We start from the raw sequence: 26,166 nt of genomic DNA on the forward strand, positions 1-26,166 counted from the left end.
ATTTCGGTCACCAGACCCGTTACTGGAACCCCAAGATGGCTCCGTACATCTTCGGCGCCCGCGGCAAGATCCACATCATCAACCTCGAGAAGACGCTTCCGCTCTTCACCGACGCGATGAGCTTCCTCTCGGGCCTGGCCCAGAAGGGCGGCACCATCCTGTTCGTCGGCACCAAGCGTTCGGCCCGTGAGGCCCTCGCCGAGGAAGCCGCCCGCGCCGGCCAGCCGTTCGTCACGGCCCGCTGGCTCGGTGGCATGCTCACCAACTTCCGCACGGTGAAGCAGTCGGTCGCCCGCCTGAAGGAACTCGAAGCCGCCGAAACCGACGGTTCGTTCGAGCGCCTGGTGAAGCACGAAGTGCTGGCCCGTCGCCGCGAGCGCGACAAGCTGCAGAACTCGCTGGGTGGCATCAAGGACATGAACCGCCTGCCGGACGCCCTCTTCATCGTGGACATCGGCCACGAAGACATCGCCGTCCAGGAAGCCCGCAAGCTCGGCATCCCGGTCGTCGCCGTCGTCGATACCAACTACGACCCGGCCCTCGTCGACTACGCCATCCCGGGTAACGACGACGCCATCCGCGCCATCCAGCTGTACGCCCGTGCCGCCGCCGACTCCATCCTGGAAGGCAAGGCCGCCTCTCCGAACGCCGCCCGTGGCGACGCCAACGAGTTCGTGGAGCTGGACGAGGAAGGCAACCCGGTCGCGAAGGACGACGCCCCGCGCGGCGAGCGTCGTGGCGCCCCGGCCAAGAAGGGTGCACCGCGTCGCGAAGGCGGCCGTGAGGGTGGCCGCGGCGCCCGCGCTTAAGCGCCCCGCCCGCACCTTCCGCACCATCCCGGCGCCGCGGCAACACCGCCGCGGCGCCCATCAAACCATTGAGGATTTACCATGGCTGAGATCACTGCTGCCCTCGTCAAGGACCTGCGCGAGCGTTCCAGCGTCGGCATGATGGAGTGCAAGAAGGCGCTCGTCGAAAACAATGGCGACATCGAAGCGGCGATGGAATGGCTGCGCAAGAACGGTCTGGCCAAGGCCGACAAGAAGGCCGACCGCGTCGCCGCCGAAGGCCTGATCGCCGTCTCCAGCAAGGCCGGCAAGGCCGTCCTGGTCGAAGTGAACAGCGAGACGGATTTCTCGTCGCGCAACGAACAGTTCATCCAGTTCACCAAGGACGTCGCCAACGTCGCCCTCGAATCCGGCGCTGCCGACATCGACGCGCTGAAGACCACGAAGCTCGGCGACAGCACCGTCGAAGACAGCGCCAAGACGCTCACCCTGACGATCGGCGAGAAGTTCGACGTCCGTCGCATGGCCCGCGTCCAGAACGACGGTCCGATCGGCGCGTACTCGCACAGCGGTCGTATTGGCGTGCTCGTGGCCCTCAAGGGTGGCTCGGAAGAGCTGGCCAAGGGCATCGCGATGCACGTCGCCGCAATGAACCCGAAGTTCATCAAGGTTGAAGACGTTCCGGCCGACTTCCTCGAGAAGGAAAAGGAAATCGAGCTCTCGAAGATGACCGACAAGGACAAGGCCAAGCCGGCTGACATCCTCGACAAGATCGTCTCGGGCAAGGTCAACAAGATCCTGGCCGAAGTGACTCTCGTGGGTCAGGCGTACGTCCTCGACGGCGACGTCACCGTTGCCGAAGCCCTCAAGAAGGCCGGCGCCGAGATCGTCTCGGTCGAGCGCCTCGCCGTTGGCGAAGGCATCGAGAAGGTGGTGGACGACTTCGCCGCCGAAGTGATGAAGCAGGCGGGTCTGGCGTAATCCACACCAGGCTTCATGAAAAGGCCGCGAGCGATCGCGGCCTTTTTTTTGTGACGGTAGGCAGGAAGCACTCCGGGAGCGGATAATTGGCGCCCCTGATGTTTCGGCTCCCCAAAAGCATGTTCCAACCCGGTCAACGCTGGATTTCTTCTGCCGAGCCAGAGCTCGGCCTCGGCACCATTCTTCGCGTGGAAGGACGCAGCGTGCAGGTGCTGTTCGCCAAGTCCGGCGTCCTCCGTCCCTATGCTTCCGACAGCGCGCCGCTGATCCGCGCCGAATTCCGTGCCGGCCAGCGCGTTTCCGGCAAGGGTATCGCCTTCCTGGTGGAGCGCATCGAGGACCGCGAGGGTCTGTTCGTCTATCGCGGTGAAGGCCGCGAACTCGAGGAAGGCCAACTCGATGACGAGCAGGCGTTGTCGCAGGCCGATGACCGCCTGATCGGTGGCCGCACCGACGCCAACGACCGCTTCGACCTGCGCCACGAAGCCCTGCGCCGCCATGCCGACGCACGCCGGTCGGCCGCCTGGGGCCTGGAATCCGCGCGGATCGGCCTCGTTCCGCACCAGTTGCGCGTGGCCGGCATCGCCGCCGCGCGCCGTCCGCCGCGTGTGCTGCTCGCCGACGAAGTCGGTCTGGGCAAGACCATCGAGGCGGGCATGATCCTCTCGCGCCAGCTGGCCACGGGCCGCGCGGGCCGCGTGCTCGTGATGCTGCCGGAGACGCTCGTCTACCAGTGGTTCGTCGAACTGCTGCGCCGCTTCAACCTCTCGTTCGCGATCTTCGACGAGGAGCGCTGCGAAGCTATCGAGCAGGCCAGCGACGGACGCAATCCGTTCGAGGACGAACAGCTGGTCATCGCCGACTTCGCCTTCCTGGAATCCTCCCCGAAGCGGGCGGGCCAGCTTGCCGAAGCGGGGTGGGACCTCATCGTGGTCGACGAGGCGCACCATCTCGAATGGACGCCGGAAGGCGCCAGCCCGCGCTATCGCCTGGTCGAAGAACTTGCTTCGGCCACGCCGGGCGTGATCCTGCTCACCGCCACGCCGGAACAGCTGGGTCGTGCGGGCCACTTCGCCCGCCTGCGCCTGCTCGATCCGCAGCGCTATGCGGATCTCGACGCCTATCTCGCCGAATCGGCAGGCTATACCGTGCTGTCCGATATCGCGAGCACGCTCGCCGCCGGCAAACCACTCGATGCCGCGCAGCGCCATACGCTCGCCGAACGCTTCAAGGGCGACCGTGAACTCGCGGCTTTGCTCGCCCACGACGACGCCAGCGACGAACTCCTCGCGGCGCTCATCGATCGCCACGGCACTGGCCGGGCCATGTTCCGCAACCGGCGCGCCGGCATCGGTGGTTTCCCGCGGCGCATGCCCGAGATTCTCACGATCGATCCGGCGACGCTCGACGCCGGAAGGCGCGAAGCGCTGCTCGCCGAATTCCGTTCGGACATCCAGCAGCCACCCGCCTCGCTCGAATTCGATTACACGAACGATCCGCGCCTCACCGCCTTGATCGGCCTGCTCGACGCCCACCCGAATGACAAATTCCTGCTGCTCTGCCGCAGCCAGGCCAAGGTGATGGCCATCGAGGACGCGCTGCGCACGAAGAGCGGCGTCGGCGTGGCACGCTTCCATGAAGGGCTCGGCATCATCCAGCGCGACCGCAACGCAGCCTTCTTCGCGCAGCCTGACGGCGCACGCTTGCTGCTGTGCTCGGAAATCGGTTCCGAGGGACGCAACTTCCAGTTTGCCCATCGCCTGGTGATGTGGGACCTGCCACTGGATCCGGACCTGCTTGAGCAGCGCATCGGCCGTCTCGACCGCATCGGCCAGAAACAGGACATCGTCATCCATGTGCCCGTGCTGGAACAGAGCGCACAGCACGTGTTGGCACGCTGGTACGACGAAGGCCTGGACGCGTTCCGCAGCAGTCCCGCCGACGGCCGCGAACTGCTGCGCCGTTTCGGTCCGCTACTCTCCAATCTTGCCGACGAGCATGCCCGCGAGGATGACGACCGGGACCAGGAACTGGATGCCCTCATCGCCGAAACCCGCGGCGCGCACGAGGAACTGTCCGCACTGATCCACGCTGGCCGCGACCACCTGCTCGAACTCGCCTCCAGCCGCGATCCGCATGCCGGCGATCTCGCCGGCAGCTTCGCCGCGGAAGACGAAGACCCGCTGCGCGACCTCTTCGTCCAGCGCCTGTTCGAAACCTACGGCGTGCACGCCGAGGAACTGGCGCGCGGCATCGTGCTTCTCGATCCGCAATACCTGTCGACGGACGGCCTGCCCGGCTTCGCCGATGGTCCACTCTCGGTCACTTTCTCACGCGACGTCGCGCTGGCTCGCGAAGACCTGCCCCTGCTTCGCCTCGATCATCCGATGGTCGCCGCGGCGGTGGACCTGCTCGTCTCCGGCGAAGACGGCAACGCTGCCTTCCTCGTCGACGATGCCCTGCCCGTGCGCACCGCGTTGTTGCAGGCCGTATTCGTGCTCGAAATCGTTGCCGATCGCACGCTCGACGCGGGTCGCTTCCTGCCGGCCACGCCACTGATGCTCACGGTGGATACGAAGCTGAGCGAGCGTGCACAGTTCCGCCCAAGCGACGTCGCACTGCGCCGCGCGGCCGACCGCAATATCGAAGTGCCGCGCTACCGCAAGTTCCTGTCCAAGCTCGTGCCGCCGATGCTGGAACGCGCGCAGGACCTTGCGTCGGCACGCGCCGACGTACTCAAGGCCGAAGCGCTGGATGTCGCGCGGCGCGAGCTGGACGCCGAGCATGCGCGACTGGTAGCCCTGCATTCGGTCAATCCCTCGATCAGCGACGAGGAAGTGGACGCCATCGCCGCCGAGCGCGACGCCTTGCTTGCCGCCATACCGGAAGCGCGCGTGCGTCTGGACGCGGTTCGCTTCGTGGTCAGCCCGGACTTCCTGGCACTCCGCTAGTAGGAGCGCGCTCTGCGCGCGACATCTTTTGGGGCCGTGAGCATCAGGACCTGTTGCTCCTGGCGAAAAGATGTCGCGCGCAGGCGTGCTCCTACAACGAGCGTCTCGGTGGTCGCACGCCCCACGCCCAGAGCAGGCAAAGCCCTGCGGCGAGGCCGCCGAGGTGGGCGAAGTGCGCGACGCCGGAAAGCGTGCCGGTGACGCCGAAGATCAGTTCGGCGGCACCGTACAGCGTGACGAACAGCCATGCGGGAATGCCGATGGGAATCGGTATCAGCACCAGCTTCTCGCGAGGGAACAGCATCGCGAACGCGCCCAGCAGGCCGAACACCGCGCCCGAGGCACCGACCGTCGGATACATGCGCTCCGATTCGAACAGGTACACCACCGCGAGTTGCGCCACCGCCGCCGCCACGAGGCAGGTGAAGTAGTAGATCGTGAAGCGCTTCGCGCCCATCACACGCTCGATCAGTCCACCGAACATGTACAGCGCGTACATGTTCAACAGGATGTGCATGAAGCTGCCATGCATGAAGCCGTAGGTGACGACTTGCCAGATCCGGAAGCCGATGCCTGCGACATCCCCACCTCCGAGGTCCACGGCGATGTCGTGGCCATACGGCCACAAGGCGAACCAGCGCGTCAGCGCCAGCGTGTCCTGGTCGCGCAGGAGGTACTGCAACGCGAATACGAGAACGTTCGCGATCAGCAGGTTCCGGGTGACCGGCGGCAGGTTCGTCGGCATCGTCGTGAGTACCAGGGAGTCAGTGTTGAAGGGTGGTTGCGTCGGCGCTCCAATTCAAGCGCGCGCCGACATGGAAGACTGTCCGAGCGACAGCATGAATAGCACGGCTGCCAGGGCACCATACGCGGCCACGAACGGCCAGACCAATGCCTGTGACGTGGCGTCCAGCGTCCACGGAAGGTACACCGTCCCGATGGGCTCCACCGAATGGATCAGGCCGAAGGCCGTCAGCACGGCGCCCAACGCCACGATGCCCGCCGCCTTGCGCACGTGCCCGTCGATCATCGCCACCACGAAACTGGCCCAGACCATCGAGGTGATGACGAACCCGTTGCCCAGGATCACGATCACCGCCATCGCCGGGATGCCATGGCTCGCATCCGCGTACAACGTGGCGAAGCGTGCCGGATCCACGATCGTCGGATCGCCCAGCTTGATCGCCAACATCCGCGCGATCGCCGGGAAGAAACTGAAGACCACCGCCCCCGCGTAGCGAAGCGGTGTCGCCTCGAACGCCTGCGTGGTGATGCTGATCGACACGAAGACGAGGATCGGAGCGAGCACCGCCACCGGCAGCAGCTCCACCAGGTTCGAGAGGTAACCGAGCACGCCACCGAGGCCGATCACGAGACCCGTCACGAGCGTATAGCCCGTGCGCGCGCCCATCGCCTTGTACGCCGGCTGGCCGATGTAGGGCGTGGTCTGAGCCACGCCGCCGCAGACGCCCGCGACCAGCGTCGCCAGAGCTTCCACAAGCAGGATGTCGCGCGTGGCGTAATCGTCGCCGGCGGCGCGCGCGCTCTCGGTCACATTGATGCCGCCGACGACCATCAGAAGGCCGAAAGGCAGGATCAGTGGAAGATACGGCACTGTCGCGGCCATTCCCTGCACGAACCCGAGGTTCGGCCAGGGGACGCCCACCCGCCATTGCCAATGATCGGGCGCGTCGTAGCCGCTACCCAGCAGGCCTGCGGGCCCAAGCCCGTAGTAAAGCAGTACGCTGACGAGGAACGCGCCGAGGACGCCCGGCACGCCAAAGGGCAATCGACGCTTCGCCACCAGGCCGTACAGCACGATGCCCAGCCCGGCGAAGCCCACCACGGGCACGCGCATGACCTCCACCAGCGGCAGGAAGCCTATCAGCATGAGCGCGATGCCCGCGATCGAACCGAGCAGGCCTGCGCGCGGGACCGAACGCTGCACCCATGCGCCGAAGAACGACAGCACGAACTTCAGCGCGCCCATGACGACCAGCGACGCCATGCCCAGCCGCCAGGTGGCCTCGCCCGCCGCCATCTCGTCCAGGCCCGCATGCCGATATCCGGCAAATGCCGGTCCCAGCACGAGCAAGGCCATGCCGATGGTCGTCGGCGCGTCGATACCCAGCGGCATCGCGGTGACGTCCGACCGCCCCGTGCGTGCCGCCAGCCGGTGCGCCATCCACGTATAGGCGAGGTTACCTACCAGCACGCCCAGCGCCGTCCCGGGGAACATCCGGCCAAAGACGATATCCGCCGGCATGCCGAAGATGCCTACCAGCGCACTCGCCATGAAGGCGAGCAGCGAAAGGTTATCCACGACCAGCCCAAGGACACCATTAAGGTCACCTCCGCCAAAGCGGCGGCGCTGTAGCGATGAAGTCATTCCGAGTCCTGCCTCCGTTGGACAAAAAAAGCCCGGCTTTCGCCGGGCTCCTTTTTGTTGCTACCGATCTTGCGAGCGACTCACAACTGGCTGCTCGCAACAGGCGGCTTGTAACAGCTATTACTGCTGAACCTGCAGTTCCGTGCGACGGTTGCGAGCGCGGCCTTCGGCCGTGTCGTTCGTGTCGATCGGGTTGTTCTCGCCGTGGCCGATGGGGCCTTCCAGGCGATCGGCGCCAATGCCGTGCGACGTCAGGTAGTCATACACGATCTTCGAACGACGCTCGGACAGGCCCTGGTTGTAGGCATCCTTACCGACGCTATCCGTGTAACCGGCAACCGTGACCTTGACCTGCGGGTAGCGCTGCAGGGTGTCGACAGCCTGGTCGAGGACGCCCAGCGACTCGCTGGTCGGCTCCTGCAGGGTGGGGCCAATGTTCGTCTCGCCCTTCTTCGGACGGTCGAACTTGAAGTTGACGCCGCGCAGGTCGATGACGACCTTCTGCGGGCAACCATCCGGGCCAACGATCGTGCCAGCCGGGGTGGCCGGGCACTTGTCGTCGCAATCGTTCACGCCGTCGCCATCGGTGTCGAGCGTGGAGCAGTCCGGAGCAGCCGGGGCCGGAGCAGCGGCCGGAGCCGGAGCAGCCGGCGGTTCGCCGAAGCGCGAAACGATCGAGAAGCCGAGGAACCAGTCGCCGTAGCCGTTCTCGCTATCGGTGGTCTTGTCGTCCCAATCGTAGCGGTAGCCGGCTTCCACGCGGAAGTCGGAGCTGTCGGTGATGGTCTTGGACACGCCGACGCCAAGCTGGGCGGCCGGGGACCAGCCGTTATCCGACGGGTTGTGATGGTACGAACCCATCACGCCGGCGAGCAGGTACGGACGCCAGCTGTCCCATGCACCAGCGTAGAAGCGGGCGGCAACGCCGTAGCTGTTGTTCGACCAGTGGCCAACGCCATCGTTGTCGCGCTTGGTGCGGTCGGCAAAGATGTCGATCGACGCGTTGTTGGAGATGAACTTGCCGAAGCCCAGGCCGTAGTACACCTGGCGGCTGTTGGTGTTGCGGTCGGTGTCATTGTAGTAACCGCCAACCGTCGGGGCGATGTACCAGCGGCCGTCATAGCCGTTACCCGCGGTGTCAGCGGACTCCTGCGCGTGAACGGCACCCACGCCGCCCAGGGCCAAGCCGATCAGCAAAAACAAGCCCTTACGTTTCATCGGTGTCTCCTCATTATTGGTATTCGCGTCCGCGCTCCACCCCAGACGGAAATCGCGCGTAGAACTTTTGTCGAATCCGGGGACTTCAGCCGTCCCTCGCTTTGATACCCCTTCAACGGGCGGCGGCAGTTTAGCAAAAATCAAACAATTGGGCACATGCCCCAAACCGCCGTTCATACTCGAGTCACAGCAATTATCAAGCCGTGAAGAGTGTCATGAACTCGTGAATGGGCATGGCGTCCAGCATCTCCGGCGACGAAGTGACCGCGAGCAGCTTCTCCACACGCTCGGCGGGCCACTCGGCACGGAGGGCGGATTCGAACTTCTTCAGGAGCACGGGGATGCCCTCGGCGCGACGCTTGCGGTGGCCGATCGGGAAATCGATGGAGACCTTTTCGGTCGACGAACCGTCCTTGAAGAACACCTGGACCGAATTGCCGATATAGCGTTTTTCGGGATCGAAGTAGTCCTTGGTGAACTGGGGATTTTCAACCACGGTCATTTTGTCGCGCAGCGCGTCGATACGAGGATCGGCGGCGACCGAATCGTTGTAATCGTCGGCGGTCAGGCGGCCAAAAATAAGGGGTACGGCCACCATGTACTGGAGGCAGTGGTCGCGGTCGGCGTAGTTGGCCAGCGGGCCCGTCTTGTCGATGATGCGGCAACCCGCCTCCTGGGTCTCGATCACTACCTTCTCCACGTCGTCGACGCGGCCACCGACCTGGGCGTGCAGCGCCATGGCGCACTCCACGGCGGTCTGCGCGTGGAACTCCGCAGGGAAGCTGATCTTGAAGAGCACGTTCTCCATCACGTAGCTGCCGAACGGACGCTCGAACTCGAACGCATTGCCCTTGAACGCCACGTCGTAGAAGCCCCAGGTCTTCGCCGTGAGCGCCGACGGGTAGCCCACCACGTTGCGGTAGACGGCGTTGATGGCATGGGTGACGGCGCGGCGGCAGGCATCGCCGGCGGCCCAGCTCTTGCGCGGACCCGTGTTCGGGGCGTGCCGGTAGGTGCGCAGCGCGCCGTTGTCGATCCAGCTGTGCGAGACGGCCGTGGTGATCTGCTCCTTGCCGCCGCCCAGCATGGCCGTAGTGACGGCCGTGGAGGCCAGGCGGACGAGGATCACGTGGTCCTGGCCGACGCGATTGAAGCTGTTCTTCAGTGCGTAACAGCCCTGGATCTCATGGGCCTTGATGGCGTAGCCCAGCACATCGCGCACGGTGAGCGGCTTAGCCCCTTCCTTCACCGCCTTGCGCGAAAGGTAGTCGGCCACCGAGAGGATGGCGCCGAGGTTATCCGAGGGGTGGCCCCACTCGGCCGCGAGCCAGGTGTCGTTGAAGTCGAGGTAGCGGATCTGCGTGCCGATGGCGAAGGCGGCCTGCACCGGATCCAGTTCGTGCGAGGTGAACGGCACGCGGGAACCGCCCGCCATCGCCGCACCCGGAACGACCGGGCCGAGGTGCTTCACGCAATCCGGGAACTTCATGGCCAGGGCCGAGCAGGCCAGCGAGTCCAGCAGCATGTAGCGCGCGGTGTCGTAAGCCTCCTGCGAGTCGATCGTGTAATCGGCCACGTAGTTGGCGATGTCCACCAGCGGCTGGTCCGGATCGGGACGCGTGGCGGAACGGATGTCGTGTGCGCTCATGGACTTCACTCGCAAGGGGGGGGGGTTGGGAAAGCCCGCCATTTTAGCCGGTCGCCCCCGGGTGGTGTCTTGCCGCGCTGCATCCCAACAGGGACAATGCCCCCACTACCGCCCGAAGGGGAGTAGTTCCGCGGGCCATCCCGGCCCGCGTGCGTCGATCGTCAGTACGGGCGCCCCAATGCGCCCCGGTCGTCGCGGCGGCTTCGCGCCGGGAACGAGACTTTTGTGGTGACGACGGGGGCGCGTACCCGTCGCCGCCGCATGGGTCCACCAGCGCGCCAAGGTCCACATACCGCATGGATTTCCTCACTCCCGAATTCTTTTCCGGCCTCGCCGCCATCATCCTGCTCGACCTCGTGCTGGCGGGCGACAACGCCATCGTGATCGCCCTGGCTGCGCGCAGCCTCCCGCCACACCTCCAGAAAAAGGCGGTGTTCTGGGGCACGTTCGGCGCCATTGCCGTGCGCGTGGCCCTCACCTTCGCGGTGATCTGGCTGCTCAAGCTGCCAGGGCTGATGCTGGCGGGTGGCATCCTGCTCCTGCCGATCGCCTGGAAACTGCTGAAGCCGGGCGAGCATGATCCGGCGGTCTCGGCCGCTTCCAGCTTCTGGTCGGCGATCCGCACGATTGTCGTGGCCGATGCACTGATGGGCCTGGACAACGTGCTGGCTATCGCGGGCGCGGCCAAGGGCCACATGGGCCTGGTGGTGCTGGGCCTGGCCATCAGCGTGCCGCTGGTGGTCTGGGGTTCCACCCTGATCCTCAAGCTCATCCTCCGCTTCCCGGTCATCGTCTACATCGGTGCCGGCGCCGTCGCCTGGACGGCCGCGCGAATGATCGCCCACGACCACCTCGTGGCGCCCTGGTTCCAGGCGCGCCCGTGGGCGCCCTGGCTGCTCGACGTGGTGTTCGTGCTGGCTATCTGCGGGGGCGGCTGGCTGTGGGCCCGCAGGGCCCGGCAGAAGACCCTGGCGTAAAGGAAGACCGGTAGGAGCGCGCCCTGCGCGCGACCGCTTTTCGCGAAGAGCCGCAGGGCCTTCTGCTCTTCGCGAAAAGCGGTCGCGCGCAGGGCGCGCTCCTACAATCGGGTACCGATTAGAAGCGGAAGCGCACGTACGCGGCCGGGCCGTGCAGCTTCATGTCGAGGTTCAGGTCGTAATTGCGCTTGTCCTGGTTCAGCTTGATCCGGGTGTAGGCATATTCGGCACCAAAGCCCACGTTCTCCCAGGGGAACCACTCGACGCCGACTGCGGCGTCCCAGATGTGGCCGTTGAGCCTGCCGCCGTTCTTCTTCACGCCGTTGGCGTTGACGTACATGCGCCACTGGTCGTTGAACGCGTGGCGCCAGCCGAGCTGCAGGTTCGGCGCCCAGGCACTGGTGCTGGTGCGCGAGCCTTCCGAGAAGGTCTGGCCGTTCACCGTCGCCGAACCGAAGATGCTGCCGTGGACCTTGTAGTACGCCGCGCCCAGGCCCAGGCCGAAGACATCGTTGCCGGTGCCGAACCACCACTTGTAAGCGGCGCTGCCGAAGGTGAACTTGAGATCGCCCTTGACCCGGGCGGTCGCGTCGATGGGGTTGCCGAGGAAGTTGATCTGCTCGGACAGCGTCTTCGAGTGCGAGCGGTCGACCTCGTAATAGTCGAAGGAGAAGCCCTGATGCTCGCCGATCAGGAAATCGAGGCGGACGCGCGGCACCATCTTGTGTTTCTTGAAATCGAGGTCGTCCTCGAGGTTCACGTCGCCGCTGGTGTTGAAGATGCCCGTCTGGGCGCCCAGTGTCGTGTCGTTGTTCGTGTAGTAACCGCCGACCCAGATGCTGACATTGTCCAGCGCGGGAGACTGTGACTTCTTGCCGCTATCCTGCGCATGCGCGGCGGCCCCGCATACGGCGAGCGAAGCGATGGCCAGGCCCGCTGCGACCTTGGCGTGACGATGTGGACGTGTGCGCATTCCGTAAACTCCCTGCAAAGGTTTTTGTTCGTACCCCCGGACGAAATCTTAATGAGCCCTTGCGTGTGCATCGCGTGCACGGGAACCTTCGCGCGTTCTGTACGCGTTCAGGCTGGAGTGAAGCAGGTGTAAAGCGTCAGAGTGTGATCGGCACGCGTACCGTGATCGTCGTGTCGGGCGTATCGCGCGTAATGCCCACACCCAGCGTCACGTTCAAGGTTTCCTTATCGTTGAAGCGATACGAGCCGCCGATCAGCAACTGACCGAGCGTGGCGCGCGCCGACCCGGGCAAGGGATGATCGTTCTGCGAGGTGCGCCCCACGAACGCCTGGTCGTAACCGATGCTGATGGACGCCTTCTCGTTCAACGACAGGCCCATGCCGATGCTGATGTCCGCGATGTCCCCGGTCTTTACGTCGCCGATGAACTGCCGCCCCGCGCCAAGCACGTTGCGACTGACGTTCTTGCGCTCGAAGTTGTGCAGGTAGCTCAGGTTGCCGAAGAACACCACGGGATCGGAGGGATACAACCAGGTGACACCCAGCTGCGCGGAATAAAAGCCCGTGCCAGTCGGGCTGCGAAGCGGCAGGCCCGTGCCGGTGAAGTTCTCCACGCAACGTGTGACGCAGTCGCTGGTCACTTCGAACGGATCGCGGCCCGTACGCGACTTGGCACGAAACCAGCCGATGTAATAAGGCTTGTCCGCGCCGCCGTCGTTGAGCTGGTAGCGCAGCGTGGCTTCGACATCGCCGAGGCCCTTGCCACTGGTGGTGAACAGGCGGTCCTGCGCCGTGCCGGTGAAGATCTCGCGACTGATCGTGTCCGTGTGCGTGTCCACGTAGGGAATACGCACTTCCAGTTCCATGCGGTTGGTGAGGCCGTAGCGGAATGCCACCGCACCGGTCTGCGTCGTGGTCTTCACCTGGCGCACGTCGACGAGGCCGATGAGGATCGCCGGAATGACCGTGTAGCCAACGAGTGCCACGCGGTCGCTGGACGAGTAGCCGTATTGGTACGAAGGCTCGACGATCAGTTTGCCGCGCGGCGTGAGCACGCCGGGCTGGTCGAATATCGGTGCCACCTCGGGCGGACGCTCGTCCTGTTCGGGACGCCTGCCCACCGGCTGCGTGGCGACCACCGGTGCCGATCCGGGCGTGGGCGGCGCACCCGGCGCGGGTGCCGGCGGTGGCTCCTGCACGGGATGGGGGCTGGCCTGTGCCCGCGGGTCCGCCAGGGCGGCCGATCCGCCACGCGCCTCCTCCAGCGCGTTGAGGCCGATCGCCTTGCGCAGATCGTTGTACTGGATTTCCTGGGCGGCCAGCTCGCGTTTCATCTGCTCGAGTTCGGCAAGCTGTTCCGCCATGCGGCTGCGCATCGCGTCGATGCGCTTGCCCTGCGACTCGATCTTCTCGCGCAGCGCCGGATCGACCGCCGATTCCTGCGCCAGGCAAGCGCCCACCCACAGCGGAAGCACGGCGAGCGCCAGCGCGCCAGCGCACGTCCTTGCCTGCATCACCCTGCCATTGCGATACATGCGTCAGTTCCCCCGGAATTGGATCGCCGCGTCGTGGAGCGATTCGGCAAGCCGCATGCTTTGCAGCGTGTTCGCGGTGTTGACCGAAGCGTTGATGGTGGTGGTAGCCGAAATGGCCTGGTTGTCCAGCGAGTTCTGCACGATGAGTCCCGGCAGGCCGGACGACGGAAGCGAGGCGACGACGGCCTGCGGCAGGCCCTGCATCGACGCGGGCGGTGCGGCGATCGCCGGCACGTTCGCGGCCGCGTTCATGTCAGAAGCGGGTGCCTGCGTGACGACCGGCATCGTGGGGACCGCACCGGCGACACCGCCCGCGCCATTGGTGATCACCGTGGTCCGCAGCGCGTCGCGCAATGCGCTCGCCTGCTCGGTGGTCATCCTTGCGATGTCGGGCACGCTGATGGTCGTGCGCATCGCCTCCATGCCGTTGATGAGTACCGTGCGCTGCAGTGCGAAGGACGCGCGCAGGTCGTCGCCGAAATCGAAGCCGCCGCGGATGCGGTCCAGCCGCGCATCGGAGACTGCCCGGTTCACCGGAAAATCGACCGCGCCGGCGGTGGCACACAAGCCGCTTCCGAGCATGGCGGCAACAAGGAGAGTTCGGGTTTTCATATATCCCCCGGTCCGCGCTTGGGCATGACGATCGGCCCGAGCCCGTTGCGCTCGATGCCTTCGCTGATGGGCGCCGCGGGGGCGACGGCCCAGTCGCGTGGACTGTTGAAGATGGCGCTTTCGCGTCGGTTGTGAATGACGAAGACGACGTGATTGGTCCACATGGCGTCGAACCGGCGCTTCGACATCGCACGCGTGCCCCGCGCCGGATCGCCGACCAGCACGCGGCCGTTCTTGTAGCCCTTCACCACCACGAAATGGTGGTAGCCGCGCTCGTTGATCAGCACGATCGCGGGAATGCCTTCGGCGTCCAGCCGTTCCAGAGGCACCTCGAAGCCATCGGCCTGGAAACCGCGCGAGGCGAGGAATCGCTTGATGTCGAGCAGGGAAAACCCTTCCTTGCCGATCTTCGCGCGGTCGCCGTGGGTGTACATGATGTCGAAGGCGGACTGCTCGTCCACGGGATAGGCGTACTGGTACGTAAGCAGCGTGGCCACGGCGGCGGAGCCGCAGCTGAAGTCGTACTGTTGCCGGATCGTATTGCGGAAGCGCGCCTCCTTCAGGCTTGTCATCCTCATCGGGTACGACGTGCCGGGGCTCGTCTGTACCTCCGCCCTGTCCGCCAGGACGAACGGACTCGCCAACGCCGATAAAAGGCCGAGGGCGAGGGCGTGGATGGGTTTCACGGGTTCATCCGCAGGTTGACGATGGTGCTGTTCTGGATGAGCACGTTATTGCCCGAGTTCTGGATCACCGTGGGCAGGCCGGCCGCGTTGCTGAACGCCGAATCGCCAACGAAGTTCGCGCCGCTGTAGGTGCCCTTCGCTGTGTTCTCGTTCACCGTGCCGGTGGTTTCCTGCGTGTTGAGGTTGTTGGTCACGGGGGTTTCGGCACCGCCCGTCATGACCCGCAATTGGTCGACGGACGTCGGCGCACCGAAGGACGGTGGCGGAAGCTCGCCCGTGGGCGCCGCCTGTGCGCCAGCCACGCAAGGCGCAGCCAGCAACGCCAGCGCCATGAACGCGGAGTGGGGTCGGAACATCGGCATGAGCGTTCTCCTGGAACGGGGGGTTCCCTTCGGATGCCACGGGGCGCGGCTGCGCCCCGTGGCTCCCTTCTCGCTACCGCGCTGCGCCGTTACGGAGTGGCGCCACCCACGCTCAGGTTGGCCTGGACGTTGACGCTCTGCTGGATCAACGAGGATGCGCCCGAGTTGTTCGCGAAGTTGCCGATGCCGGCCAGCGTGGAACCCGCGCTGCCCATGTCGTTCGCCATGCTGTACGAGCCCGCGTCGACGGAGTTGGAGCCGCCGGCTCCGCCCGCGCCACCGCTGGCACCCGTGCCCGAACCGCCGGTACCCGAACCACCGGCCGCACCGGCGCCGCCGTCACCCGACATGGCTGTCGCCGTGCCGCCCGCGCCGCCCGTGGAACTGCCGCCCGTCGAGGTCGGGGAGGCATCGCCGGATGTCGAGGTAGCGCCCGTGCTGGCCGACGCGCCACCGGTACCGGCCGTGGATCCGCCAGTCGCCGTGTCGGCACCCCTGCCGCGACCATTGGCGTTACCGCCGTCGCCGTTGGAATTGCCGCCGTCGCCGCTGGTGTCGCCGCCATACGCAACGGTCGCGCCGAGCGCGCCGCCGCTGCTGGTGTCGGCGTCGCCGCCGACCGCGCCGCGCGCACGTGCGTTGCCGCTGTCTCCACCGTCGCCGCCGCGTCCGCCGCGGCCCCAGGCACCGTAGCCGTCACCGCCCGATCCGCCGCGCGCGCCATTGGCGTTGCCGAGGTTCAAGGCGACATTGCCGAGGCTGAGCACGGTGTTACCCGTCACGGTGCCGTTGAGGGTGCTTTCGGCCACTGCCGTGGTCGAGATGGTGTTGAAGGAACTGGTATTCGTGTTGGTCGTCATTGAACTATCGGAATATTGCACGGCAATCGACTTGCGCTGGGCTGAAGCACCGGCACCTCCGGTCTGGGTATCGTCGGCCATGGCCGGCAAGGCCAATCCGGTGGCGAGGCAAATCGCCGTGGCGATAAGAGTCTTACGCATGGGAGAATCTCCTGTGAGCGACGCGAAACCCCTGTTTTTTTCCGAATGACCGGGCGTCCTGCCACGCACCGGGTCCTATCGAAGGAGCAAGTTGCGTGCCTTCCGTCGCGCGGGCGGCGAGACGTGCTCCCATGCGGGTTTAGCCGCTTTCATGCGATTTATGAACGGCTTGCGTTGTAACGGCACCGATACATGCCGTAACGCCACTAATGCGGATCGTTTCGTGAAAAGGCCGCGCCACTTGCCGCCCGGCCCGCTTCCGCCCATTATTCGAACGATCGTTTGAACGGAGCCTTACGTGGCCTATCCGCACCTGCTCGCCTCGCTCGACCTCGGTTTCACCACCCTGCCCAACCGCGTGCTGATGGGATCGATGCACGTCGGTCTTGAGGACAAGGCCGCGGACTTCGACAAGCTCGCCGCCTTCTACGCCGAGCGCGCACGCGGCGGCGTCGGGCTCATCGTCACCGGTGGCATCGCACCGAACATGCAGGGCTGGCTGAAGCCGATGTCCGGAACGATGTCCATGCCCTGGCACGTGGCTCGCCATCGCAAGATCACCCGCGCGGTGCACGCCGAGGGCGGGAAGATCTGCATGCAGATCCTCCATGCGGGCCGCTACGGCTATCACCCGCTATCGGTGGCACCGTCGCGGGTGAAGTCGCCGATCACGCCTTTCACGCCGCGCGCCCTCTCCGCCCGCGGGGTGGAACGCAGCATCGACGCCTTCGTGCGCAGCGCGAAGCTCGCGCGAGACGCCGGCTATGACGGCGTGGAGGTGATGGGCTCGGAGGGTTACCTGATCAACCAGTTCCTCACCGCACGGACCAACCGGCGCACCGACCGCTGGGGCGGTTCGGCGGAAAACCGCATGCGCTTCCCCATCGAGATCGTGCGCTGCATGCGCGAGGCGGTTGGCACGGACTTCATCATCATCTATCGCCTCTCGATGCTCGATCTTGTCGACGAGGCCCAGTCATGGACCGACATCGTCACGCTCGGCAAGGGCATCGAGGCGGCAGGCGCCACCATCATCAACACAGGCATCGGCTGGCACGAGGCGCGCATTCCCACCATCGTCACCAGCGTGCCGCGCGGCGCCTTCGCCTGGGTCACGCGACGGATGAAGGGCGAGGTGTCGATCCCGCTCGTGACGACCAACCGGATCAACATGCCCGATGTGGCCGAGCAGATCCTCGCCCGCGGCGACGCCGACATGGTGTCGATGGCCCGCCCCTTCCTGGCCGACCCCGAGTGGGTGAACAAGGCGCGCGCGGCGCGGCCGGAATCGATCAATACCTGCATCGCCTGCAACCAGGCATGCCTGGACCATGTGTTCGCGAACCGGCGCGCGTCCTGCCTGGTGAATCCGCGCGCATGCCACGAAACGGAACTGATCGTGCTGCCCACCGCTGTGAAGAAGCGCGTTGCCGTCGTCGGCGCAGGGCCCGCGGGTCTGGCCGCCGCGAGCACGCTTGCCGAACGCGGGCATGCGGTGACGCTGTTCGACCGCGCACCGCGCATCGGCGGACAGTTCAACATGGCGAAGCGCATCCCGGGCAAGGAGGAATTCCACGAGACCTTGCGCTACTTTGACCATCGGCTCGATGCCACCGGTGTGGAGCGCCAGCTGGGTACCGAGGCCACGGCCGATTTCCTCGCCGCAGGCGGCTTCGACACCGTGATACTCGCCACGGGCGTGCGGCCACGCCCGCTCGACCTGCCGGGCGCGGACCACCCCAAGGTGCTCAGCTACCTCGACGTGCTACACGGCGATGCGGCCGTGGGCCAAAAGGTGGCGATCATCGGTGCAGGCGGCATCGGCTTCGACGTGGCCGAGTTCCTCACCGAGGCCGCGCCCTCCCCCACCACCGACATCGCGCGCTGGACGAAGGAATGGGGCGTGGACATGGCCATGAACTCGCCGGGCGGGCTGATGCCCTCTCAGCCGGAAAAACCGGAACGCCAGGTCTGGCTGCTCCAGCGCACGGCCGGGCGGCCCGGCGGACGGCTCAACAAGACCTCGGGGTGGGTGCATCGCGCGACGTTGAAGAACAAGCGGGTGCGAATGCTCGGTGGCGTGGGCTACGAGCGCATCGACGATGCCGGGCTGCACGTGGTCGTCGACGGGCAGCCGCAAGTGCTGGAGGTGGACAGCATTATCGTGTGCGCGGGCCAGGAACCGAACCGCGAACTGCACGACGCGCTTCTCGCGCTGGGCATGGACGTGCGCCTGGTGGGCGGCGCCGACGTGGCGGTGGAACTGGATGCGAAGCGTGCGATCGACCAGGCGACGCGCCTGGCGGTGGCCTTGTAGGAGCGCGCCTTGCGCGCGACATCCTTTCGCTGCGGTCTGCAAATTAACGCGCCAGCTCCGGGTCATGGCCTCAAAACATGTCGCGCGCAAGGCGCGCTCCTACGAGAAGGCCGCGGCAATTGCCGCGGCCTTTGTTCTCAGCGCTTTTCGATCGGCGTATACACCTGGTCTTCCGGCCCCGTGTAATTCGCGCTCGGGCGGATGATCTTGCCGTCCTCGCGCTGCTCGATCACGTGCGCGCTCCAGCCGGAGGTACGCGCGATGACGAAGAGCGGCGTGAACATCGCTGTCGGCACGCCCATCATGTGGTAGGCGGAGGCCGAGTACCAATCGAGGTTCGGGAACATCTTCTTCAGTTCCCACATCAGCTTCTCGATCTTCTCCGACACTTCGAACAGGCGCGGGTTGCCGCCGTCGGTGCAGAGCTTGCGGGCGATCTCCTTGATGATCTCGTTGCGTGGATCGGATACGGTGTACACCGGATGGCCGAAGCCGATGATGATTTCCTTGCGCTCCACGCGGGCACGGATGTCGGCTTCCGCCTCGGCCGCATCGCGGTAGCGCGCGATGATTTCCATCGCCACCTCGTTCGCGCCGCCGTGCTTCGGACCGCGCAGCGCGCCGATGGCGCCGGTGATGGCCGAATACATGTCCGAGCCGGTACCGGCGATGACGCGCGCGGTGAAGGTGCTGGCGTTGAACTCGTGCTCGGCGTACAGCACCAGCGATCGGTCCAGCGCGTGCGAATGCAGTTCGCTGGGCTTGCGGCCGTGCAGCAGGTGCAGGAAGTGCGCCGCGATCGAGTCGTCGTCGGTCTCGGTCTCGATGCGCTTGCCGTTGTGGCTGAAGTGGTACCAGTACAGCAGCATCGAGCCGAAGCTGGCCATCAGGCGGTCGGCGATGTCGCGCGCGCCCGTAACGTTGTGATCGTCCTTCTCCGGAAGCACGGTACCGAGCACCGAGGCGCCGGTGCGCATCACGTCCATCGGATGCGTGGCCGCCGGCAGCAGTTCCAGCGCGGCCTTTACCGGTGCGGGCAGGCCGCGCATGCGCTTCAGCTTGGCGCGGTAGGCGTTCAACTCCATCCAGTTCGGCAGCACGCCGTGGACGAGCAGGTAGGCCACTTCCTCGAAAGAGCCCTTGGCGGCGAGGTCATGGATGTCGTAACCGCGGTAATGCAGGTCGTTGCCGCTGCGGCCGACCGTGCACAGCGCGGTGTTGCCGGCAGCGACGCCGGACAGGGCGACCGACTTCTTCGCCTTCGGTGCGGTCTGGGTGGTGGTGGTGTCGCTCATTGCGTGACTCCTTAACCCTTCTTGGAGAACAGTTCGTCGAGGTGACGCTCGTAGGCGTGGTAGCCGATGCGGTCGTAGAGTTCCTCGCGCGTCTGCATCGTGTCGATGACGTTGCGCTGGTGACCGTCGCGGCGGATGGCGGTGTAGACGTTTTCCGCGGCCTTGTTCATGGCACGGAAGGCGGACAGTGGATAGAGCACGATGCCGACGCCCACGCTGCCCAGCTCCTCGGTGCTGAACAGCGGCGTCTGGCCGAACTCGGTGATGTTGGCGAGGATCGGCGCCTTCACGGCGTCGACGAAACGCTTGTAAGTGGGCAGGTCGTAGGCTGCCTCGGCGAAGATCGCATCGGCACCGGCTTCCACGCAGGCGATGGCACGCTCGATGGCGGCGTCCACGCCGTCCACGGCGATGGCGTCGGTGCGGGCGATGAGGAAGAAGTCGGAATCGGTCTTCGCATCGGCGGCGGCCTTGACCCGGTCGGCCATTTCGCTGGCCGTGACGATTTCCTTGCCGGGGCGGTGGCCACAGCGCTTGGCCCCCACCTGGTCCTCGATGTGGCAGGCAGCCGCACCGAACTTGATAAGGCTCTTCACGGTGCGCGCGATGTTGAACGCGCTGGGGCCGAAGCCGGTGTCGATGTCGACCATCAGCGGCAGGTCGCAGACGTCGGTGATGCGGCGGACGTCGGTGAGCACATCGTCGAGGGTGTTGATGCCCAGGTCGGGCAGGCCCAGCGACCCCGCGGCCACCCCACCGCCGGACAGGTAGATGGCGCGGAAACCCGCCCGCCCGGCCAGCAGGGCATGGTTGGCGTTGATCGCGCCGATCACCTGCAGTGGCTGTTCCGCCGCGAGCGCAGCGCGGAGTCGGGCGCCGGGCGAGGATTGCTGTGCCATGGAACTCTCCGCGTAAAGAGACCCATTTTAGCGCACCGGCGCGTTATGACTTTGCTGCGTCGCGGCGTAGGAGCGCGCCCTGCGCGTTTATGCCCGCGTCGGGTACGACAACTCTTCGCGCCGGTCCTGGGGCTGGCGCGCCAGTTCCGGGGTCACGGCCTCAAAAGATGTCGCGCGCGGGGCGCGCTCCTACCAGGGTCTTACCGCTCCTGGCCCGGCCTCGCTACGCCGTACATCTCCCACGCGATCTTCTTCAGCAGCGCCTGGCTGTCATCCCCTTCCTTGTAGAGGTCGAAATGCGTCTTTCCGGGCAGGAAGCGGATATCGCTCCTGGCGTGCAGGCCGTCGAGGGTTTCCTTGAGCAGCTTCGCAGCGCCGTCGAGGTAGAACGTATCCGCCGTGCCCACGATCACGTGGATCTTGCCGTCAAGGTCCGGCTTCAGCGCCTGCCATTGCGTGCGCAGGCGCTGGGCGATGTCGTAATGCGCGCGCCAGTAGGCCGCCACGCCGGCATCCACGACACCCGTATCGCGGTTGAACATCGGTTCCGGCCGGCCATCCTTGCCGCGCGGCGAGAATACCCATTCGAAGGATGCCAACTGGCCGCCGTACGCACCGAGCACGCGCTCGAGCTTCGCGAAGGTTTCGAAGGTGGCGATGACCTTGCCCTTGTCACGGACGAGCGGGTTGTCGCTGCCGTCGGACTTGCGATAGGCGTTGGCGCCGGGCGCGTACAGGTCGATGCCCGTGAAATCACGGAAATCGCTGGGATCGGGCGAAGTAGACCAAGTGCCGCCGAAGATCTTCGGATATCGCGTCTGCAACCACAGCGTGGCCCACCCGCCGGACGAGTGGCCGTTGAGGAAGCGGCCGTTCGGCTTGGCGTCCATGCGATAGCGCCCTTCCAGCCACGGGATGAATTCCGTGGTCAGCGCCTGACCCCACGGGCCATTGTTCACTGAGTCGGCGAATTCGTGCGTGCCGGTAGGGCCGGACTCGTCGAGCAGCACCCAGATCATTGGCGGCATGTCTTTCGTCGACATGGCCATCCACAGGCTTGCGATGGTGCCAGCGTAGCGATCGAAGCCGCCCGTGAAACCGTGGGTGAGGTACACGGTGGGATAACGCGTCAAACCCTTGGGATCATAACCGGGTGGCGTGACGACCCACGCGCGGATCGACAACGGGCGGCCGGTGAAGGCCGTCAGCAGCGGGCTTTCCAGCATCTCGGCATGCGCGTGCTTGCGCGCCTCCGGCAGCGCATCGCGTACGGCTTGGGGCGCTTTCGGCGACAAGGCCCATGGGTCCTTCGCCGGCACCGTCTTGTTCAGCTTCAGCAGCGGGAGCGTGCCTCCAGGCGTCAGCTTCACCGCGGTGACGTCGCTCACGAAATCCCCTTCGTGGCGACCGTTGTAGTTGTAGTCGTGGCCGACGTCGAGCACGGCCTGGAAGAAATAATCGCCGGGAGGCAGCGAGGAAAAGCCCGCGGGGAAGGCCTCGCCGTCGGTGTCGAGGTCTACCGGCTGGCCAGGAGCGATCCAGCTGACTTCCCGCGCTGCCACCGACACGGCCTTCGGCTGGAACGGATTCGTGTCCACCGCTTCCGGCTTGCCGTCCTTCGATGCCGGCATCGCGAACAGGATCAGCCGCCCGGCCGCTCCTTTGTCACCGACACCGTCGAGCGAGACACGGACAATGCGGTGGGCCAGCGGCGCCTCGTCCGCATGGGCGGCGAATGCGCCGCCGCCAATAAGCGCGAGCGCGACCAGCGCACGAGCAGGCAGGTTCTTCATCGTTCGGATCCCTATTCAGCCGCGGGGCGCGGCATGGCAACGACCCCGATCCTGCCACGAGTCGAGGACGATGCGGAATGGACCAACAGTCACGCACGATCCGGACCCGGGCGGGAATTCATGTGGCCGTGACGGTGCGGATGGTTGTTTGTCGCGATGTCGACCACGCCCGAACAGCTAACTTTCGCCATCGTCATCAACGCGGGCTCCGGCCGTCGGGAAGTCAGCGCGGCGCGCGACGAGATTGCCGCCCTCCTCGACGCCGCGGGGCGACGGCATCGCTTCTTCCCCATTGACGGCGAGCGCGACATAAAGAGCGTAGTCCGTGAGGCCGCGGCGTACGCCCAGGCCAGCGGCGGGGCGCTTGTCGCCGCCGGTGGCGACGGCACGATCAATGGCGTGGCGGCCACGGCATGGAAGGAGGACCTCGCCATGGGCGTGCTGCCACAAGGCACGTTCAATTTCTTTGGCCGCACCCATGGCATTCCCGGCGACACGCGCGAAGCCACGAAGGCCCTGTCGCGTGCCACGACCTGCCAGAGGTGAGCGACGGCAAGCGCACGCGGTCGCTGCGAACCCCCACGCTCTTCGTTGGCAACAACGCGCTGCAACTCGAAAAGATCGGGTTGCCCGAAGCAGAGGATGTTGGACGAAACGATGGCATGCTGGCTGGCCTGGTACTGAAACCCATCGGCAGGCTCACCATGCTCGGCATCATCCTCCGCGGTGCGCTGGGCAAGCTCGGTGAAGCGGAAAACGCGATCAGCTTCGCCTTTCGCGAGATCACCATCGTGCCGAAGCGCCATCACCATGCCATCAAGGTGGCGGTAGACGGCGAAATCGCATGGCTCGACCCGCCCATCGTCTTCCGCGCGGCGCCGCGCCCCTTGCGCCTGCTGACGGATCGCGTGCGCGAGCCGGGGGAGGATCCGGGGTGAGTCTCGTCGTCCAGATCTCCGATCCCCATTTCGGAACCGAACGCGCGGAGGTAGTGTCTGCGCTCCACGCGTCCATCCTTGCGCTGCGGCCGGACCTCGTGATTCTTTCGGGCGACGTGACCCAGCGCGCGCGGCGCGCGCAGTTCGCCGCGGCACGTCGATTCGTGGACGGGTACGCCCGCCCTACCCTCGTCGTACCGGGCAACCACGATGTACCGCTCTTCAATCTTCTCGGGCGTCTTTTCGATCCTTTCGGGAATTACCGGCGAGTGTTCGGCGGCGACCTCGAACCGATGTTCGAGAGCGGCGAGCTTTTGGCGATCGGCGTGAATACCGTGCGGCCTTCCCGGCACACGATCGGCGAGGTGTCGGACGCACAGATCGAGCGCGTATCCGGCCGCTTACGGAAGGCAACCGATGCGCAGCTGCGCATCGTCGTCACACATCAACCGGTGCATGTGATCCGCGAGAGGGACATCGCGAACCTGCTCGTCAACCATGAGCGCGCCATCGCCGCCTGGGCAGCGTCCGGTGCCGACCTCGTGCTCGGCGGTCACATCCACCTGCCTTATGTGCGATCTCTCGACAACGGGAAACGCAAGCTCTTGCGACCCCTCTGGTCCGTGCAGGCGGGCACGGCGTTGTCAACGCGCATCCGCGAGGGGATCAGCAATTCGTTTCATGTGATCCGGCGCGAGCGAGCGGATGCCTGCGACGTGGAGCAGTGGAACTACGACGAAGCCGCGCGGCGGTTCGATGCCGGCGAGCGCACGTCGATTCCGCTCCGGCGCTGAGGGCTCTTGCATACAAGTTGTCGACGTAGGACGGGTCTACTATCTCCTGGTCTATCCAAGGGGCCCCGTCCATGAGCTACCCACCCGCACCAGGCCGTTCCGCCGTGGCCAACGCCGTTTATGGCCTCCTCAACCCCATTCCCTTCGGCTTCTTCGTCGCCGCGCTGATCTTCGACATCGTTTATGCGAAGACCGGCACGATCCTCTGGGCGAAAGGCGCCGCATGGCTGGTCACCATTGGCCTGCTGTTCGCCATCGTCCCGCGCCTGGTCAACCTGACCCAGGTATGGATCACCTCGCGCCGGATCAGCACGGGAGCGGACCATGTCGATTTCTGGCTGAACGTCGTCGCCATCGTCGCTGCGATCCTCAATGCCTTCGTCCACAGCCGCGATGCCTACGCGATCATGCCTGCGGGCGTGTGGCTTTCCGTCGTCACCGTGGCATTGATAGCCGCCGGCCACGTCATCATCGCCGTGCGCTACTCGACGGACCGGGAGATCCTCCATGGCTAAGACCATCTATCGCTGCGCACTCACCGTGGCCTGCTTGGCCCTGCTCGGCGCATGCAGCAAGGAAGGCTCGCAGAGCGCCATCGACCAGTCCGGCGGCGATCCATCCCTGCCCAAGGCGCGGAACTTCCTCGTGCCACCGATGCAGGTGCCCAGGTTCGTCGGCTGGAAACAGGGCGCCGCGCCCACCGTGGCGAGCGGGTTGAAGATCGAGAAGATCGCCAGCGACCTCAAGCACCCGCGCCAGCTGCTCACGCTGCCCAATGGCGACGTGCTGGTCGTCGAATCCAACGGTCCCGGCGAAGAGGCAGTCACCACGCCAAAGCAATTGATCGCCGGCATCGTGAAGAACCGGTCAGGAAAGGGTGCCAAGGGCGGCAACCAGATCACGCTGCTGCGCAAGACCGGCGCTGGCGAGTGGGAGAAGCACACTTATATCGAGCACCTGCATTCGCCGTTCGGCGTGCAGCTGATCGGCAATACACTCTACGTCGCCAATACCGGTGCGATCGTCACCTTTCCTTATACGGAAGGGGCGAATGAGATAAAGGTACCGGGTGTCGAGTTCACCGACCTTCCGTCGACGGTCAACCATCACTGGACGAAGGCCCTGCAGGCTAACGGGGATGGCACCAAGCTGTACGTGGGCGTGGGCTCGAACAGCAACATCACCGAGAACGGCATGGACGTGGAATACCGCCGCGCCGACGTGCTGGAAGTGGATGTCGCCAGCCGCGGCAGCCGCATCTATGCGTCGGGCATCCGCAACCCCACCGGCCTGCAATGGGACCCAACCACGAACAAGCTGTGGGCCATCGCGAACGAGCGCGACGAGATCGGCGCGGACCTGGTCCCCGACTACATGACCTCCGTGACCGAAGGTGCCTTCTACGGCTGGCCATACAGCTACTACGGCCAGCACGCGGACAGCCGGGTGATGCCGCAACGGCCGGATATGGTGCAGAAGGCGATCAGGCCCGATTACGCGCTGGGCTCTCACGTCGCGGCGCTCGGCTTCCTGCTGAGCCAGAGGAACGCCTTGCCGGCGAAGTTCCAGAACGGCGCCTTCGTCAGCGAGCACGGCAGTTGGGACCGCTCCCCCCTCAGCGGCTACGCGGTGGTCTTCATCCCGTTCCAGGATGGCAAGCCGGTGGGCAAGCCGGAGACGTTGGTCAGCGGGTTCTATTCGAAGGATGAGAAGGAGTTGTACGGCGCACCCGTGGGCGTCGTGTTCGACAAGGATGGCGCGCTGCTCATCGCCGACGATGTGGGCAATGCGGTGTGGCGGGTGTCGGCGGCTGCGCCCTGATCTTGTAGCAGCAGCATTGTGGGAGCCGCGCTACCAGGACCCGCTGGTGCCCGGCGCCCACGACTCCGTGACCCCACGGCTCGCCTTCTTCGCATCCCGTTCGGCCCACAGGCGCTTGCGTGCCTCGCGCTCCTCGGCCAGCAGGTCGGTCTTGCCGAAGGTGCTGACCTCGCGAGTGCGGAAGTACAG

Annotated in this window: 23 protein-coding genes; 10 read left to right on the plus strand and 13 right to left on the minus strand. The window is 65.7% G+C overall.

The window, feature by feature from the left end:
• From rpsB to rapA, 3 genes are all read left to right on the plus strand, one after another.
• Window positions 1-809: 30S ribosomal protein S2 (gene rpsB, locus VGM71_RS10075; RefSeq protein WP_331544649.1), on the plus strand; the 809-nt coding region annotated here is incomplete at its 5' end.
• 81 nt (window positions 810-890) lie between these two features.
• Window positions 891-1,769 (plus strand): translation elongation factor Ts, encoded by an 879-nt coding sequence (tsf, locus tag VGM71_RS10080; RefSeq protein WP_331544651.1) that lies wholly within the window; start codon window positions 891-893, stop codon window positions 1,767-1,769.
• Window positions 1,770-1,888: 119 nt separating this feature from the next.
• Entirely contained in the window at window positions 1,889-4,720 is a 2,832-nt protein-coding gene (gene rapA / locus VGM71_RS10085; RefSeq protein WP_331544653.1) for an RNA polymerase-associated protein RapA, read from the plus strand.
• Between the two features lie 91 nt (window positions 4,721-4,811).
• On the opposite strand, the gene VGM71_RS10090 is transcribed toward rapA, so the two are convergent.
• From VGM71_RS10090 to VGM71_RS10105, 4 genes are all read right to left on the minus strand, one after another.
• Window positions 4,812-5,465 (minus strand): rhomboid family intramembrane serine protease, encoded by a 654-nt coding sequence (locus VGM71_RS10090; RefSeq protein WP_331544655.1) that lies wholly within the window; start codon window positions 5,463-5,465, stop codon window positions 4,812-4,814.
• Between the two features lie 54 nt (window positions 5,466-5,519).
• On the minus strand, window positions 5,520-7,109 hold the full coding sequence (locus VGM71_RS10095) for a hypothetical protein (protein ID WP_331544657.1): 1,590 nt from the start codon (window positions 7,107-7,109) through the stop codon (window positions 5,520-5,522).
• 120 nt (window positions 7,110-7,229) lie between these two features.
• The gene (locus VGM71_RS10100) at window positions 7,230-8,327 is read right to left on the minus strand and encodes an OmpA family protein (RefSeq protein WP_331544659.1); all 1,098 of its coding nucleotides are present in this window, start codon (window positions 8,325-8,327) and stop codon (window positions 7,230-7,232) included.
• 196 nt (window positions 8,328-8,523) lie between these two features.
• Complete coding sequence (locus VGM71_RS10105; RefSeq protein WP_331544692.1) at window positions 8,524-9,975, minus strand: bifunctional 2-methylcitrate dehydratase/aconitate hydratase; 1,452 nt, start codon at window positions 9,973-9,975, stop codon at window positions 8,524-8,526.
• 296 nt (window positions 9,976-10,271) lie between these two features.
• On the opposite strand from VGM71_RS10105, the gene VGM71_RS10110 reads away from it, so the two are divergent.
• Window positions 10,272-10,952, plus strand: a complete 681-nt coding sequence (locus tag VGM71_RS10110; protein ID WP_331544661.1) for a TerC family protein — start codon at window positions 10,272-10,274, stop codon at window positions 10,950-10,952.
• 118 nt (window positions 10,953-11,070) lie between these two features.
• Here the strand turns inward: VGM71_RS10110 and VGM71_RS10115 are convergent, their stop codons facing one another.
• The 6 genes from VGM71_RS10115 to VGM71_RS10140 all read right to left on the minus strand — a co-directional run bounded on the left by VGM71_RS10115 (window position 11,071) and on the right by VGM71_RS10140 (window position 16,120).
• On the minus strand, window positions 11,071-11,925 hold the full coding sequence (locus VGM71_RS10115) for a hypothetical protein (RefSeq protein WP_331544663.1): 855 nt from the start codon (window positions 11,923-11,925) through the stop codon (window positions 11,071-11,073).
• A 136-nt stretch (window positions 11,926-12,061) separates the two neighbouring features.
• Complete coding sequence (locus VGM71_RS10120; protein ID WP_331544664.1) at window positions 12,062-13,459, minus strand: acetate kinase; 1,398 nt, start codon at window positions 13,457-13,459, stop codon at window positions 12,062-12,064.
• A gap of 3 nt (window positions 13,460-13,462) precedes the next feature.
• On the minus strand, window positions 13,463-14,071 hold the full coding sequence (locus VGM71_RS10125; protein ID WP_331544666.1) for a hypothetical protein: 609 nt from the start codon (window positions 14,069-14,071) through the stop codon (window positions 13,463-13,465).
• Window positions 14,068-14,757 (minus strand): C39 family peptidase, encoded by a 690-nt coding sequence (locus VGM71_RS10130; protein ID WP_331544668.1) that lies wholly within the window; start codon window positions 14,755-14,757, stop codon window positions 14,068-14,070. Before VGM71_RS10130 ends, VGM71_RS10125 begins: the two co-directional genes overlap by 4 nt.
• Window positions 14,754-15,113 (minus strand): hypothetical protein, encoded by a 360-nt coding sequence (locus tag VGM71_RS10135; protein WP_331544670.1) that lies wholly within the window; start codon window positions 15,111-15,113, stop codon window positions 14,754-14,756. The genes VGM71_RS10130 and VGM71_RS10135 overlap by 4 nt, the downstream gene beginning before the upstream one ends.
• Window positions 15,114-15,208: 95 nt before the next feature.
• Window positions 15,209-16,120 (minus strand): hypothetical protein, encoded by a 912-nt coding sequence (locus tag VGM71_RS10140; protein WP_331544672.1) that lies wholly within the window; start codon window positions 16,118-16,120, stop codon window positions 15,209-15,211.
• Between the two features lie 298 nt (window positions 16,121-16,418).
• Between VGM71_RS10140 and VGM71_RS10145 the strand changes: the two genes are divergently transcribed.
• Window positions 16,419-18,437: an NADPH-dependent 2,4-dienoyl-CoA reductase gene (locus VGM71_RS10145; RefSeq protein WP_331544674.1), complete on the plus strand. Its 2,019-nt coding sequence runs from the start codon at window positions 16,419-16,421 to the stop codon at window positions 18,435-18,437.
• Window positions 18,438-18,574: 137 nt separating this feature from the next.
• On the opposite strand, the gene prpC is transcribed toward VGM71_RS10145, so the two are convergent.
• The 3 genes from prpC to VGM71_RS10160 all read right to left on the minus strand — a co-directional run bounded on the left by prpC (window position 18,575) and on the right by VGM71_RS10160 (window position 22,424).
• Window positions 18,575-19,732, minus strand: a complete 1,158-nt coding sequence (gene prpC / locus VGM71_RS10150) for a bifunctional 2-methylcitrate synthase/citrate synthase (RefSeq protein ID WP_331544676.1) — start codon at window positions 19,730-19,732, stop codon at window positions 18,575-18,577.
• A gap of 11 nt (window positions 19,733-19,743) precedes the next feature.
• Window positions 19,744-20,631, minus strand: a complete 888-nt coding sequence (gene prpB, locus VGM71_RS10155) for a methylisocitrate lyase (protein WP_331544678.1) — start codon at window positions 20,629-20,631, stop codon at window positions 19,744-19,746.
• A gap of 200 nt (window positions 20,632-20,831) precedes the next feature.
• Window positions 20,832-22,424, minus strand: coding sequence for an alpha/beta hydrolase (locus VGM71_RS10160; RefSeq protein ID WP_331544680.1), 1,593 nt, complete (start codon window positions 22,422-22,424; stop codon window positions 20,832-20,834).
• A gap of 156 nt (window positions 22,425-22,580) precedes the next feature.
• Between VGM71_RS10160 and VGM71_RS10165 the strand changes: the two genes are divergently transcribed.
• The 5 genes from VGM71_RS10165 (at window position 22,581) to VGM71_RS10185 (ending at window position 25,977) form a co-directional block, all read left to right on the plus strand.
• Window positions 22,581-22,970 (plus strand): acylglycerol kinase family protein, encoded by a 390-nt coding sequence (locus tag VGM71_RS10165; protein WP_331544682.1) that lies wholly within the window; start codon window positions 22,581-22,583, stop codon window positions 22,968-22,970.
• Window positions 22,967-23,362: a hypothetical protein gene (locus VGM71_RS10170; protein ID WP_331544684.1), complete on the plus strand. Its 396-nt coding sequence runs from the start codon at window positions 22,967-22,969 to the stop codon at window positions 23,360-23,362. The genes VGM71_RS10165 and VGM71_RS10170 overlap by 4 nt, the downstream gene beginning before the upstream one ends.
• Complete coding sequence (locus VGM71_RS10175) at window positions 23,359-24,156, plus strand: metallophosphoesterase (protein WP_331544686.1); 798 nt, start codon at window positions 23,359-23,361, stop codon at window positions 24,154-24,156. Before VGM71_RS10170 ends, VGM71_RS10175 begins: the two co-directional genes overlap by 4 nt.
• A gap of 71 nt (window positions 24,157-24,227) precedes the next feature.
• A complete protein-coding gene (locus VGM71_RS10180) occupies window positions 24,228-24,671 on the plus strand; it encodes a DUF2231 domain-containing protein (protein ID WP_331544688.1) in 444 nt (147 codons plus the stop codon).
• Window positions 24,664-25,977 (plus strand): sorbosone dehydrogenase family protein, encoded by a 1,314-nt coding sequence (locus tag VGM71_RS10185; protein WP_331544690.1) that lies wholly within the window; start codon window positions 24,664-24,666, stop codon window positions 25,975-25,977. The genes VGM71_RS10180 and VGM71_RS10185 overlap by 8 nt, the downstream gene beginning before the upstream one ends.
• Window positions 25,978-26,166 lie beyond the last annotated feature (189 nt).

It is taken from the genome of Luteibacter sp. (genome assembly GCF_036499525.1).
In the GTDB taxonomy this organism is placed as follows: Bacteria; Pseudomonadota; Gammaproteobacteria; order Xanthomonadales; family Rhodanobacteraceae; genus Luteibacter.

Bases quoted from the DNA above. Each gene is read 5' to 3' on its own strand.
- tsf (WP_331544651.1), top strand. From the start codon at position 891: ATGGCTGAGATCACTGCTGCCCTCGTCAAGGACCTGCGCGAGCGTTCC.
- rapA (WP_331544653.1), top strand. From the start codon at position 1,889: ATGTTCCAACCCGGTCAACGCTGGATTTCTTCTGCCGAGCCAGAGCTC.
- VGM71_RS10090 (WP_331544655.1), bottom strand. From the start codon at position 5,465: ATGCCGACGAACCTGCCGCCGGTCACCCGGAACCTGCTGATCGCGAAC.
- VGM71_RS10095 (WP_331544657.1), bottom strand. From the start codon at position 7,109: ATGACTTCATCGCTACAGCGCCGCCGCTTTGGCGGAGGTGACCTTAAT.
- VGM71_RS10100 (WP_331544659.1), bottom strand. From the start codon at position 8,327: ATGAAACGTAAGGGCTTGTTTTTGCTGATCGGCTTGGCCCTGGGCGGC.
- VGM71_RS10105 (WP_331544692.1), bottom strand. From the start codon at position 9,975: ATGAGCGCACACGACATCCGTTCCGCCACGCGTCCCGATCCGGACCAG.
- VGM71_RS10110 (WP_331544661.1), top strand. From the start codon at position 10,272: ATGGATTTCCTCACTCCCGAATTCTTTTCCGGCCTCGCCGCCATCATC.
- VGM71_RS10115 (WP_331544663.1), bottom strand. From the start codon at position 11,925: ATGCGCACACGTCCACATCGTCACGCCAAGGTCGCAGCGGGCCTGGCC.
- VGM71_RS10120 (WP_331544664.1), bottom strand. From the start codon at position 13,459: ATGTATCGCAATGGCAGGGTGATGCAGGCAAGGACGTGCGCTGGCGCG.
- VGM71_RS10125 (WP_331544666.1), bottom strand. From the start codon at position 14,071: ATGAAAACCCGAACTCTCCTTGTTGCCGCCATGCTCGGAAGCGGCTTG.
- VGM71_RS10135 (WP_331544670.1), bottom strand. From the start codon at position 15,113: ATGTTCCGACCCCACTCCGCGTTCATGGCGCTGGCGTTGCTGGCTGCG.
- VGM71_RS10140 (WP_331544672.1), bottom strand. From the start codon at position 16,120: ATGCGTAAGACTCTTATCGCCACGGCGATTTGCCTCGCCACCGGATTG.
- prpC (WP_331544676.1), bottom strand. From the start codon at position 19,732: ATGAGCGACACCACCACCACCCAGACCGCACCGAAGGCGAAGAAGTCG.
- prpB (WP_331544678.1), bottom strand. From the start codon at position 20,631: ATGGCACAGCAATCCTCGCCCGGCGCCCGACTCCGCGCTGCGCTCGCG.
- VGM71_RS10160 (WP_331544680.1), bottom strand. From the start codon at position 22,424: ATGAAGAACCTGCCTGCTCGTGCGCTGGTCGCGCTCGCGCTTATTGGC.
- VGM71_RS10165 (WP_331544682.1), top strand. From the start codon at position 22,581: ATGTCGACCACGCCCGAACAGCTAACTTTCGCCATCGTCATCAACGCG.
- VGM71_RS10180 (WP_331544688.1), top strand. From the start codon at position 24,228: ATGAGCTACCCACCCGCACCAGGCCGTTCCGCCGTGGCCAACGCCGTT.
- VGM71_RS10185 (WP_331544690.1), top strand. From the start codon at position 24,664: ATGGCTAAGACCATCTATCGCTGCGCACTCACCGTGGCCTGCTTGGCC.